The following is a 12,716-nucleotide window of genomic DNA, read 5'->3' as shown; positions in this document are numbered from 1 at the left end:
TTAATCTATTTCACAATATTCACATATTAAAAAAATCACGCTGGCGATTAGGTCAGCGTGATTATTTCATCATTCTATCATAATTTTAGATATATTGAATCAAAGTCATCAAGATTGGTACCACGACGATGAACAAGACCGTCGACGTCGTAACCACGTTGGTGGCGTATTTAACATCCCCATGCGCTTCATTAGCTAAGATTGGTAATACGGCTAACATTGGCGTTGCTGATTGCACAATCAAGGTTTGTGACGCTAAGGTTGGGAAGGTAGCGCCCATGTTACCAGCAACCATCAAGACTAAGATCATGACGATTGGTGACAAGATGAAGCGACCTAACAAGGCGACAATCGTGTCGCGGTCGAAGCGAATACTCTTCAAACCAGCGTCGGATAACACAATCCCAATATAAATCAATGATAATGGGGTTACTAAGTTCCCAACATACGTTAAGGTTGAATCCACAAACTTAACATCTAAGACTGGAATGTTTAAAAGTAAGACGATCAAGGCCACAATGAACCCAACTAATGGCATTGGGATAACTTTCTTCCAGTCAATCTTGTTATGCGTCTTTTCCTTAGGCTTCGTTGGATCGTCGTTGGAAATCAAGAAGACCCCAAATGCCCAAGTTGAAACGGTGTTAACAATATAATAAACCAAGAAGTAAGTCATCGCTTTGTCACCAAACAACGCTTCGTTCAAAGGTAACCCAATGAAGATCGTGTTGGCGTTAACCACGGCGTTGATAAAGATCCCTTTACGGCCAGGCTTCACCTTCATTAACTTAACTAACGAAAAGGCGATTAAATAGCCGATGATAACGGCTAAGAATGCATACCCCAAGTAGCCCGAAAATGACGCTAATTGACTACGTTTTAAGTTACTTAAGACGGAGACGAAGATTGATGCCGGCAAGGCGATGTTCTTGATGAATTTGGAGATGGTCCCACCAAAGGCGTCGTCGAACCAGCCTGTTTGCCGTAAAATATAACCTAATGCCATGATCAAAACGACCACTAAGACGCTTTGAATCGAATTCCATAAAACACTCATGAGTTTTTATCCCCACTTCCTACAATTTTAGTTCTCTCTTATTTTGGAGCTCTTTTCTTCTCTTATGCGACCACTAATTACTTAATCGTCTTGTATTCTGGGAACCACTTCATGTCAGCAACAGCTTTTTTAGCATCGCTGATTGGTTCTTTGTTAAGCTTTTGATCGATAACACTTTGGGCCACGATTTCAGCTAATGTTTGTGAAAATTCAGTTAATTTGGAAACTGGTGGTAATACGGCCGCACCAGGCTTGCTCGTATCCACAATCCCACCTAAAGCATGGCAAGCAGCGGATAACGTTTCGCTGTTCAAGACTTTGGCGGTTGAGGCGATTAACCCGAAACCTAAGCCGGGGTACATTAAGGCGTTGTTCCCTTGACCGATTTGGTAAGTGACACCTTTGTATTCAACGTCGTCAGCGGGAATCCCAGTCGCAACTAAGGCGCGACCATCCGTCCACTTGATCAAATCTTCCGCTTTAGCTTCGGCTAATTTGGTTGGGTTTGACAATGGGAAGATAATTGGCCGATCAGTGTGCGCTGCCATTTCCTTGATGATGCTTTCCGTAAATGTCCCTGGTTGCGTTGACGTCCCAATCATAACCGTTGGGTGAACGGCTTTAACGACTGCTTCCAAGTTCGTTAATTCGTCAGCATTGCTGAATTCGCTACGTTGACGGGTAAAGTTCTTTTGGGCTGGCGTTAAGTCTTCGGTATCGTCAAAGAGTAACCCTTGCTTGTCGACCGCATAGAAGTGTTGCTTAGCTTCTTCTTCAGTCAAACCAGCTTGCATGAGTTCATCCATGATTTGGTTGGCAATCCCCATGCCGGCAGTCCCAGCACCGAATGATAAGATTTTTTGGTCCTTGATGCTTTCCTTAGAAATGTTCAAAGCACCTAAGATACCAGCTAAAACAACCATCCCAGTTCCTTGGATGTCATCGTTGAAAGTGGCAATCTTGTCTTTGTACTTGTCTAAGATAACTTGGGCGTTTGAACGGCCAAAGTCTTCCCAATGTAATAATGATTCTGGGAATAATTTTTGTTCAGCTTCGACGAATTTGTCGATGACATCGTAGTATTGGTCGCCGTAAACCCGCTTGTGACGGTTCCCCAAGTACAATGGATCATCGAGTAATTTTTGGTTGTTCGTCCCAGCATCAATACTTACTGGTAACACTTGTGAAGGGTCAATCCCGGCCGCCGCCGTGTAGACCATCAACTTACCAACGGCGATATCAACACCGTTGACACCCCAGTCACCCATGCCTAAGATACCTTCAGCATCGGTAACGACGACCAAACGAATGTCGCGGCCGCTAGCAGCGTTTTTTAAAGTTGCTTCGATGTCTTCAGGCGCATCGACGGAAACGAAAGCTGCATTTTGGGGATCCAAGAAAATTTCATTATATTGTTCGATTGAATCAGCGACCACTGGATCATACACGATTGGCATGAATTCAACGACGTGTTCGTCCATCAAGTGATAGAACAAGGTCCGGTTTTCGTTGAACAAGTTCATCAAGAAGATTCGCTTTTCTAAACGGGTCGCCTTGCTTTGGAATTGCGCGTAGGCTTGGGTGGTTTGTTCGTCAATGGTTTGCACATTGCTTGGTAACGTCCCAGTTAAGCCCAGGGCTTGGCGTTCAGCTTTAGTGAACGCAGTGCCTTTGTTTAAAAATGGGTTATTTAAAATAGTATCAGCATTTTGAGTCATAATTAATTCCTCCATTTTTTTATCTTAGTTAAGTGAACAAATCAAAATTATTATTAACCGTGGCGCAGGTAACAGGCTAACTTATTTTGATTTGATTGGTCAAAGCTTTGCGCTTATCAATTTACATACGTCAGTCTAGACCCCGTAAAATCTTATAGTCAAATGTATGTTAAGATATAAATATAATTTATAAGGTCGGTACAAAGCCTGATTTAATGGGAGAAAAAATGAATACAAAAGATTTAGAATATTTTAAACAATTAATTTTACAAAAAAACTTTTCAAAAGTTGCTAAATTTTTTAATGTCAGCCAACCGACAATCACCACGGCGATTAAACGCTTAGAGGCAGAATTCGGTGCCAAATTGATTATCCGTGACCGTGTTCACAACGTTTTGACGGTGACGCCGAGTGGTACCCAACTCGCCGAGCACGCCGAAATCATTTTGCGGGAGCTAGAAATTTCGCATCAAGAAATTAATAACTTAACTGAACAACAAATTGTTTTGGGGTTGCCACCGATTATCGAAAATCACTATTTTCCAATGGTGGCGGCTAAATTATCGGCAACGGGGTTATTGCCCAACATCACCACGGTCGAAGGCGGGTCTATTTGGCTCCGCGATGCGGTGCGGGATGGCCGTGTTGACATGACTTTGCTCGGTTCCGTCGACCCCCTCTCCTATCGGTCACTGCTTGCAGAAGAGTTCGACCGGCAACCATTTAGCATTTTTGTCTCAAAAGATCATCCATTAGCGAAGCGGAAACGCATTTACTTCAGTGAACTGCGCCACGAGAATTTCGTCTTCTTCACAAGCAACTTCGTGCACAACACCGCTTTTAATCGTTTAACGCGCCGCAATCACTTCCGCCCCAATATCGTTTTCCGCTCAAACGATACACACGTTTTGATGAAATTAATCGCCCAAAACATTGGCGTCGGCTTTTTGACCAATGTCGTCGATCATTACCGTAGCGATGTCGTGCGCTTAGAATTACTTGATGATGAACAACCGGAATTCATTACGAGCATCGTTTATCGCACGTCACACATTTTGACGCCGGCCCAAATTAAATTATTGGACGTCTTACACTCGACGTTAGAAAGCGACGCCGATTAAAGCTATGTTTATAGTAGAAACGTACTCGAGGAGGAACTAAAAATGGATAATGAAACTTTAAAAACCTACTTAGCTGACAACTCACAAGTCGTCAGTATCTTTATGGATAAAGCCACCGAATTTTTACAAAAAAAGAACATGGAACGGCTGCCGGCTCGGCGGTATAATGATGCCGAAATTAATCGCCAAGCTGACAAAATGCTCGACGAAGTCATTGACAATATTCACGGCAAAATCGCCCCCCACACCCGCGAGCAAACCCCCACCGCTTGGGCCCAATTTTTAAGTGAAAATGAAGTTTTAGATGACTTGGAATTGTCGATGAGTGAATTGACGTTTGAACAAGAAGACTAAGCGGCTTGAATAACTGAATGCTAGGAGGCACTAATGGCACAACCACTAACTTATCCGATTATCGTCACAGAGTACCATGATGCAGACGGGCATTACTTTGTGGGGACTTCGCCCAATATTCACGGGATGGTTACGCAAGCCGATACCTTGGCTGAGATGCGGGTGGCAGCCATTGATGCTATTGGGACCATGCTGGATGGCGAGCTATATCCAGTCCCGCAAGATTCTAGTGATTGGGATTTGGATGCCAATCAGCAAATTATTAAAGTCACGATTGATATGGACGCCTTTCTCGCTGGTGACTATCCATACTAATTATTGTATATCTACTTCAAAAACTGATTGCAATTTAGCTCGCAGCCTGCATAATAACAAAATCGTGCTTCATGACAGTCAAGAAGATTGTCATGAAGCACGATTTTTATTATTCCTAAGAGCAAGTAATTGATACTATGCGCATCGTACCATCCACTCTCAAACATCATTCAAATTTAAATAGCCAATTTAGCTTATGACTTTGCTAAGCCATCATGAATCTTATCTAAGTTCCATTTCATCATCGTGTAGTACGTGTCCCCTGGTTTCCCCTTGGCCGCTAACGAATCGGTAAAGATGGTGGCGCCAATTGGGACGCCGGTTTCATGTGACAATTTTTGCATCGACTTTGGTGAGACCGAAGATTCCACGAAAAGATGCTTAACACTCGAAGCATTGACCGCTTTAACTGCGTGTCGCATTTGTTCCGGGGTCCCTTGAGATTCCGTGTTCACTTCCCAAATGTAGGCTGCCTTAACATGATAAGCTGCGGAGAAGTATTTGAACGCCCCTTCCGATGTCACTAACAAACGTTGGTCACTCGGAATTTTACTGAATTTTGTTTGGGCTTCTTCATGCAACTTCGTTAACTTCGCCACGTACTTATCCGTATTGCGTTGATACGTTTCCGCGTTGGCTGGGTCTTTTTTCTGCAGAACTTTGTTGATGTTTTGCACGTATTGAATCCCATTAGCTAGGTCTAACCACGCATGCGGATCTTCTTCTTCCACATTCGTCGTTAAATATTTCACTTTAACGCCATCACTGGTGGCAAAGACCTCTTTACCAAAATTCTTTTTCGATGACTTAACTAACTTTTTGAACCAGCCATTACCACCGGTTTCCAAGTTCAACCCGTTGTAAAAAACGACATCGGCTTCGGCAGTTGCCGAAATATCAGCGGGACGTGGTTCGTATTCATGCGGGTCGGTCCCGCGTTGAACAATACTGTAATTTTCAACTTTGTCGCCGCCAACATTTTTGACCATATCGTCGATAATTGAATTGGTGCTGACGACCCGAATTTTACCGGTCGTGTTCGCTGAAGAACTCGCGGATGCTTGTTGGCGCTGCTTTAAAAACATCGCCACACCACTAATCATCAAAACTACCGCGACGACCGCAATGAGGTTCTTTTTCATGCGATCACCCGCTTCTTCTTGGCGTTAGTTCCGTGCCATAGCCGTGGAAACAACGCTTGTTTGGGTGAAATCACGAATGAAATCCCAAAGAATACCGCCGCTACTAAGACGATGGCCGGACCGGATGCCCAGTTCAACGTGTAACTGAAGTACAAGCCGACCACTGAAGCCACCGCCCCGATTGACGCTGACAAGACGAGCATCGTCGCCAAGCGGTCCGTCCATAAGAACGCGGTCGCAGCAGGCGTAATCAGCATCGCGACCACTAAGATAATCCCAACGGTTTGTAAAGCAGAGACCGTCACTAACGTCAAGACAAACATCAACGCATAGTGTAAGATGTGGACTTTTAAGCCATACGTTTGCGCGTAGGTTGCATCAAACGACGTAATCAATAGTTCTTTATAGAAGAACACTACGAATAAGATGACTAACCCTAAGATGACGGTCGTCGTCATAATATCAGTATCACTAACGGCTAAAATGTTCCCGAATAAGATATGATGCAAGTTGGTCGAACTTTCGGCCAATGAAATTAGGATAAAACCTAAAGCGTAAAAGGCACTAAAAACAATCCCAATGGACGTATCCGTTTTAATCTTACTGTGACTGACCACAAAACCAATCAGGCCAGCTGCTAAGATTCCGAAAATGGAGGCCCCAATTAACACGTTGATGCCGAGCATATAGGCGACCGCCACCCCGGGTAAGACCGCATGTGAAATGGCGTCGCCCATCATCGACATCCCCCGTAAAATAATAAAGCTCCCAATAATGCCGGACATTACCCCGACCATAATCGCCGCAATTAAGGCACTTTGTAAGAAATCGTACTGGCCTAAGGCGTGAATGAAATTCATAATACTCGTCATTTTTTTGATCCTCCTGCTGGGCTAAATAATACGGCCGAAAGATCTGCACTAAAGGTGCGTTCAATATTATCAGCGGTATAAACGTCATCGACCGGACCATAATCAATAATCCCGTGATTTAAAATCACTAAGTCGTCAAAATAATGGGAGACTTTGTTCAAGTCATGATGCACGACAATAATCGTCTTGCCCGCATCACGCCACTGTTTCAAAATCGCCATAATGGCGGTTTCACTTTGTAAGTCAATCCCAACAAACGGTTCATCCAAAATAATGACTTGGGCTTCTTGCACGATCGCCCGTGCCACGAAGACCCGTTGTAATTGCCCACCCGAAAGTTGGCCAATTTGCCGATCTGCAAATTCCGCTAAATCCACTTGTTCTAAGGCCGCCCGACTCGCATCGCGCGCCGCTTTGCCTGGTTGACGGAACAAGCCTAACTTGCCGTAGGTCCCGGTCATAACAACTTCGAAAACACTAATTGGAAATGATAAATCCAAATCTTTGCGCTGTTCAACATACGCAATTTGTTTTTGCAGTTGCTTTAAGTCGTGACCATCTGATAAAACTGTTCCTGATTGCGCCTTAATCAAGCCAAGCATGGCTTTAATTAAAGTTGATTTTCCTGCACCGTTGGGGCCAATGATTCCAGTAATCTTGCCAGCGTTAAAATTAACGGCAACATCAGTAAAGACTGGTGTGTCATCGTAAGCCACGGTGAGGTTTTTTACTGTTAGCATAAAAACGTCCTCCGTTTAATCTTGGTTACCTATCATCGACCCCATTGTATCGGATAATTAACAGCTATGCAAATATTTGTTAGGTAAAGTTAACTTTTTGATTCTATAAGATAATATTGTTAATAAAACCGTTAACATCGTTGATATAAAAGAATATATGCTTCGATAAATTATTGATAATTAGTGTCAATTTAAATATGTCGTGACACCCCTTGGTAGTACTGAGATTCACCCGATTACATCATGATTACCGACACTATTTTTTGCGTTCAAAAAAGACGCTAACCAACCCGTTTCAGTTTGGCTTCGATATAAATATCATGGTCACGTTAAAAAATTATTATTTTGGCAATCAACCGTGGTCCGCCACTAAGTCAGCCATCTTCAAGGTCAACGATTACTAGTGTAGTTTTTCACTTTCTTCCTATTATATGGACAAAAAAATCGCCCATGAGTGTTCTCATGGCCGATTTTTTTGTCTGGTCGCCACCGCTAGCCGTTTTCACAGCTAGTTCAAGCGGGAACCATCACTATTTAGTTTGTGAATTAATAATCATGTTTAATTATGCGGCGCGCCCCACTGGTAGTCGTCCCCCAACTGCACTACTCCCGCCACCATTTGCAGCCGAGCATTGGTTGCCGGGATACCCTGCCAAGTTGACGCGCAACTGGTGTTATCGCTAAGTGCACCGCTTAGCCATGTGCTGGTCATAATTGGATTGGAGCCAATACCGCCATACTGACCCAGGTTAATGCTAACAACCGCCAAATTGTAAAAATTAACCTAACAATTTCTTCCTAACACTTTCTATTGGTTTCACTTAGACCTATAATAAAATTAAATGAATAACCGCCACCGGTAGCGATTTTGTTAATGAGTCACTAACATTTTGTAACCGTTAACAATTATAACGGGTCGATCCCGTTGATTTACTTGGTCGATTTGTCCTAATCCAGTTGTTTATTTGACATTGCTTTGTTGAGGTGTTGGCTTTTGAAATATTACCACAGTCCCAAATCACTCACGATTCCAGCGCTAACTAACTACGGTTGGCCGCTGGCACGGGCGATGCAGACGAATAAAGACTATTCGCACATGATGATTATTGAATGCCTCGGGCCACTGACGTTACTAGTGGATCAGCAGACCCTCTGGTTACATCGCCACGATATCGTCTTAGTGCGACGCTGTAAATACGTTGCCGTTCAAGCGAGTGATGACAATCACTTGCGCTATACTGAACTCATCTTACCGACCCCCGAGGCGGCCGATTTCGCCATTATGAACTCGGACCCCTTGCTGGCGGACTTAATGCATGAAGAAACGAAACAATCACGTTACTTAGTTTTTCAACAATTACCGACCCAACTAGTCCACCTGTACTTAACGGCCCTAGCAGCCACGCAAAAGCCGCTGCCGGATGCAAATTTACAATTTGAAAGTAATCAGCTGGTGGGATTGATTTATACCGAACTCTTGCGGCATCACCGCCAAACCTTGAATTTGACCGTATCCCAGTTGACGGAACGGGCCTTACAAGGTGACGATGCGCGCATTACCCAAGCTGGTGACATTTTAAAATTTATGCACGCGCACTTACAGCGGGTGACGTTAACATTAGTGGCGACCCACTTTGGCTATTCGACGGCTTATTTTTCGCGGTTATGCCAACAGTTGTTTCACGAATCATTCTCACACAAAGTCGCTGATTTGCGCTTAGAACTTGCTTGTCGCTTGCTCAGTCATACTGATAAGACCGTTGCTGAAATTGCGACCGAAGTTGGTTGGGCCAACTTGCCCAATTTCTATACCCGTTTCAAAAAAATGAAAGGGATTTCGCCAACGCGTTATCGTCATTTGAATCGACCCCTTTAAATAACCGCCATTATTTAAAGTCGCAACCACCGCATCCCGAACAAGTTGCGGGTTAGCAATGATTCATAAACGCAATACGATTTATTACGAAAGTATATCAACAAACTTTTTTCAAAAAGTTTTTAAATTAAAACTAACTATATTAGCGCGAAATTTTAACGGTAAATTAATAAATTAAGCGCTTGCATAAACTTTTTGATGGGACTATGATGACTTCTGTTGAGCGACAGAGATTCTAGTTGTTCAATCTTAATATTATAAATTTATATAAACGACATTATTGGCACCTAAAAACTAAAGCGCTTTCGGCGTGGACGTACTGATATGTCAGAATTTTAGGAGTGATCGTGATGAGTAAAATTAAAGCAGTTACCGCTGGTTTAAAGGTTATTGAAGCCTGGGGCGTAAAGAACATTTATGGTTTACCAGGTGGGTCATTTGATGATGGGATGCAAGCAATTTATGAACGGCGCGAAACGTTGAACTTCGTGCAAGTTCGCCACGAAGAAGCAGGCGCCTTAGCTGCCGCCGCTGAAGGTAAGTTGACTGGTAAAGTCGGCGTGACTTTCGGTTCAGCCGGCCCCGGTGCCGTGCATTTGTTAAACGGCTTGTATGATGCCAAGCATGACCACACGCCATTACTCGCCATCGTTGCGCAAGTGCCAACTAAACGCATGAACTTGGACTTCTTCCAAGCTATGGATGAAGAACCAATCTTCGATGATGTTTCCGTTTGGAACCGGACCGCAATGAGTGCCAAAGCTATCCCTGGCATGATCGACGAAGGGATTCGCCAAGCTTACAAGTACCGTGGCGTGGCCGTGATTACCATTCCTAAGGACTTGGGCTGGACCGAAATTGACGACAACTTCGTCCCAACCGCTGACAACAAGCCTGAAGTCATCTATCCAACCCCTGATGATGCAAAAATCAGCGCTGCTTGGGATTTAATTAAAGATGCGAAAGCCCCACTCGTTTACTTTGGCCAAGGTGCTAAAGATGCTGGTGCGGAATTAAGCGAACTAGCTAAGAAATTCAAGATGCCATTGGTTTCTTCCATGCTTGGGAAAGGGATCGTTCCCGACGAAGACGACAATTACTTAGGGGTTACCGGCCGGGTCGGCTCAAAACCCGCTGTGGAAGCCGGCTTCTCCCCTGACGTCGTCCTTTGGATTGGGAATGACTCCCCATTCAGTATTTTCTTAATCAAACATGGCGCTAAAGTCATTCAAATTGATGCGGATACTGAAAAGTTAGGCAAACGTCATCCAGTCGACGTCGCCATTTTAGCCGATGCCAAAACTGCTTTGAAAGCCTTGATTGCTAAGGGTTCTGATTTACCGGAAACCCCATTCTATCAAGCAACGATGGCTAACTTAAAAAACTGGCGCGATTGGACCAACAGTTTCAACAACGATACGTCGACCCCATTACGTCCCGAACCCGTCTTTGACCAAATTAACAAATTGGCCAGTGATAAAGCAGTTTACGCCTTGGATGTTGGTAACGTTGATATCAACTTCACCCGGTTGATGAAGTTACATGACGATCAAAAATGGACCACTTCCGGCCAATACGCAACGATGGGCTATGGCGTTCCCGCTTCCATCGCGGCTAAATTCGCCTTCCCAGAACGAGACGTTTACAGCTTGAGTGGTGACGGTGGCTTTGCAATGTTAGGCGAAGAAATCTTGACACAAGTGAAATACAACTTGCACATCACTAACATCGTCTTCAGTAACGAAACATTAGGTTACATCGAAGCTGAACAAACCGACGACAGCCATCAACCATTGTCAGGGGTTGATTTGATTGACACCGACTGGGCCCAAGTAGCCACTGGGATGGGTGCGACTGGGATTACGGTTCGGACCTTTGATGAATTAAAGGCGGCCTTGAAGCAAGCTCAAGCTGCTGATGGTCCCGTTGTTATTGACATCAAGTCAACACACGACATGCCATTTACCACTGAACACATGGACTTGAACCCAGCGCATGCCACTAAAGAAGCCGTTGCGGCCTTCACCGCCAAGTATCAAGCCGACGCGTTGAAACCATACAGTTATTTCGTAGAACAAGTGAATAAAAATTCAAAATAGTTTTTGAAAATTAGTTATGGTCCGTGTGCCGATCATAACTAGTAACGCCGCGCAATGCTAATCATTGCGCGGCGTTTGTGGTATTTACTACTATTTTAGGATTTCCTGCCCGACATCGCCGTGCCAATCGTACTCATGGTTTGACTGCTTAGCGAGTTCGGCTTCGTAATCAAAGTTACGGAAGCGGTCGCTTAAGCGCGAGGCGGTGGCAGCTTTTTCGATAATCAACTGTTGACCTACGACGCGTAAAGATACCGTAGTAGCCGCTTCAGTTTCGACCCCAATTTGTCGCAACATACTTGCTGGTAGTTCCAGGCAATATTCGGTACCACAACGTTTAAGTTTAGTTTGCATGCTAACTCCTCGATTCACTTATTTAAGTCGGGCTCAGTATATCGTGACCGGTCTTGGTCATGCTAGTAAATACGATTATAAATTAGCTAATAAAAAAGTCCCAGCAACCAGCCAGGACTTGCAAAATTCATTAAATTAAGACGGTAACGGTCGCAGCACCTAAAATTAAGACCAACCCTAAAATCGTGACTTGCATTTCGCGCATCGTTTTCTTTTGACCTAAGAACCAAATACCAGTCAATGTAGCTAAGACTGCCGACGTTTGTGACAGGATGAACCCCGTCGCTAACCCATTCATATTTGGTTGCGCCGAGATCAAATAGGTCAAGGCGGCAAAGGCAAAGAACAATCCCGAAAAGACATGCTTGTACGAGATACTTTCTGTTAAGGCGGACTTTTCACCGCGGAAGCTCAAGAAGACGGCATAGACGACACTAGCTAATAACATCCCAATCGCTTGTGGTAAGAAGGCATGCATCCCATCAATCGTCGTCGCTTGTGGTGCCGCGGAATAGGCCCAATAACCAATCTCACCAACTGCTAACCAGATAACGGCCTGGCGTAATAACCGGCTGTTACCAGCGTCTTTCTTCTCTGACCACACCGTTAAAGTAGCGCCGATAATGACGAATAACAAGGCCAAGCCGCCCATAATTTTAGCCATCATCCCGGGCCAGTTACCTAACGCAATTACGCCCCATAAGGAAGCCCCTAATAATTGAAAGGCCGTCGTGATTGGCACGGCCCGTGATGAACCGACCTTCGCGAAAACTTTGAAGGTCACGATTTGTGCACTTGCCCAGCCAATCCCAGAAATGATTGAAAAGAGTAAGTTCGTTCCGGTGGGTAGCTTTAATCCATTGATCATTGCAAAAATAATGGCAAAAATTAACGTTCCCAGGGTTGAGCCTAAAATTTGATTAACCGGGCGGCCCCCAATTTTGGAAGCAATCGTCGGGTACAAGCCCCACCCGATTAGTGGGCCAAGCCCAATTAATAATGCGGTTGCGTTCATGGTAGATTGCAAATTTAATCCGAATTTTTGGACAAATTGTTCAGCATAACCTG

Annotated in this window: 12 protein-coding genes; 5 read left to right on the top strand and 7 right to left on the bottom strand. The window is 44.3% G+C overall.

Annotation, left to right across the window (positions count from 1 at the left end; genetic code table 11):
- Positions 1–85: 85 nt before the first annotated feature.
- Both DY78_RS03360 and DY78_RS03355 read right to left on the bottom strand, forming a co-directional pair.
- A complete protein-coding gene (locus DY78_RS03360; protein ID WP_024624114.1) occupies positions 86–1,057 on the bottom strand; it encodes an AEC family transporter in 972 nt (323 codons plus the stop codon).
- 77 nt (positions 1,058–1,134) lie between these two features.
- Positions 1,135–2,790: a malolactic enzyme gene (locus tag DY78_RS03355; RefSeq protein ID WP_268872495.1), complete on the bottom strand. Its 1,656-nt coding sequence runs from the start codon at positions 2,788–2,790 to the stop codon at positions 1,135–1,137.
- A gap of 212 nt (positions 2,791–3,002) precedes the next feature.
- Between DY78_RS03355 and DY78_RS03350 the strand changes: the two genes are divergently transcribed.
- From DY78_RS03350 to DY78_RS03340, 3 genes are read left to right on the top strand one after another with little or no spacing between them, the layout of a single operon-like run.
- Positions 3,003–3,896 (top strand): LysR family transcriptional regulator, encoded by an 894-nt coding sequence (locus tag DY78_RS03350; RefSeq protein WP_024624112.1) that lies wholly within the window; start codon positions 3,003–3,005, stop codon positions 3,894–3,896.
- Positions 3,897–3,938: 42 nt separating this feature from the next.
- Complete coding sequence (locus tag DY78_RS03345; RefSeq protein WP_024624111.1) at positions 3,939–4,250, top strand: DUF1129 domain-containing protein; 312 nt, start codon at positions 3,939–3,941, stop codon at positions 4,248–4,250.
- A 33-nt stretch (positions 4,251–4,283) separates the two neighbouring features.
- Positions 4,284–4,565 (top strand): type II toxin-antitoxin system HicB family antitoxin, encoded by a 282-nt coding sequence (locus DY78_RS03340; protein ID WP_024624110.1) that lies wholly within the window; start codon positions 4,284–4,286, stop codon positions 4,563–4,565.
- A gap of 194 nt (positions 4,566–4,759) precedes the next feature.
- Here DY78_RS03340 and DY78_RS03335 read toward each other — a convergent pair whose 3' ends face one another.
- Genes DY78_RS03335 through DY78_RS03325 form a run of 3 tightly spaced genes read right to left on the bottom strand, consistent with a single transcriptional unit; the run spans position 4,760 to position 7,319 of the window.
- Complete coding sequence (locus tag DY78_RS03335; RefSeq protein WP_024624109.1) at positions 4,760–5,707, bottom strand: metal ABC transporter substrate-binding protein; 948 nt, start codon at positions 5,705–5,707, stop codon at positions 4,760–4,762.
- Positions 5,704–6,579, bottom strand: coding sequence for a metal ABC transporter permease (locus DY78_RS03330; RefSeq protein ID WP_024624108.1), 876 nt, complete (start codon positions 6,577–6,579; stop codon positions 5,704–5,706). Before DY78_RS03330 ends, DY78_RS03335 begins: the two co-directional genes overlap by 4 nt.
- Positions 6,576–7,319 (bottom strand): metal ABC transporter ATP-binding protein, encoded by a 744-nt coding sequence (locus DY78_RS03325; protein WP_024624107.1) that lies wholly within the window; start codon positions 7,317–7,319, stop codon positions 6,576–6,578. Before DY78_RS03325 ends, DY78_RS03330 begins: the two co-directional genes overlap by 4 nt.
- Positions 7,320–8,313: 994 nt before the next feature.
- Between DY78_RS03325 and DY78_RS03320 the strand changes: the two genes are divergently transcribed.
- Positions 8,314–9,195: a helix-turn-helix transcriptional regulator gene (locus tag DY78_RS03320; RefSeq protein WP_024624106.1), complete on the top strand. Its 882-nt coding sequence runs from the start codon at positions 8,314–8,316 to the stop codon at positions 9,193–9,195.
- Positions 9,196–9,545: 350 nt separating this feature from the next.
- A complete protein-coding gene (gene spxB, locus DY78_RS03315) occupies positions 9,546–11,294 on the top strand; it encodes a pyruvate oxidase (RefSeq protein WP_024624105.1) in 1,749 nt (582 codons plus the stop codon).
- Positions 11,295–11,384: 90 nt separating this feature from the next.
- Here the strand turns inward: spxB and DY78_RS03310 are convergent, their stop codons facing one another.
- Both DY78_RS03310 and rbsU read right to left on the bottom strand, forming a co-directional pair.
- Complete coding sequence (locus DY78_RS03310) at positions 11,385–11,648, bottom strand: AbrB/MazE/SpoVT family DNA-binding domain-containing protein (RefSeq protein ID WP_024624104.1); 264 nt, start codon at positions 11,646–11,648, stop codon at positions 11,385–11,387.
- A 130-nt stretch (positions 11,649–11,778) separates the two neighbouring features.
- Positions 11,779–12,663 carry a ribose/proton symporter RbsU gene (gene rbsU / locus DY78_RS03305; protein WP_024624103.1) on the bottom strand — a complete coding sequence of 295 codons (885 nt, stop codon included), beginning with the start codon at positions 12,661–12,663 and terminating at the stop codon, positions 11,779–11,781.
- Between the last annotated feature and the right edge of the window lie 53 nt (positions 12,664–12,716).

The organism is Lactiplantibacillus fabifermentans DSM 21115, assembly GCF_000498955.2.
In the GTDB taxonomy this organism is placed as follows: domain Bacteria; phylum Bacillota; class Bacilli; order Lactobacillales; family Lactobacillaceae; genus Lactiplantibacillus; species Lactiplantibacillus fabifermentans.
The sequence above is the reverse complement of the archived record's forward strand: the minus strand, read 5'-3'. Positions and strand labels throughout refer to the sequence as shown.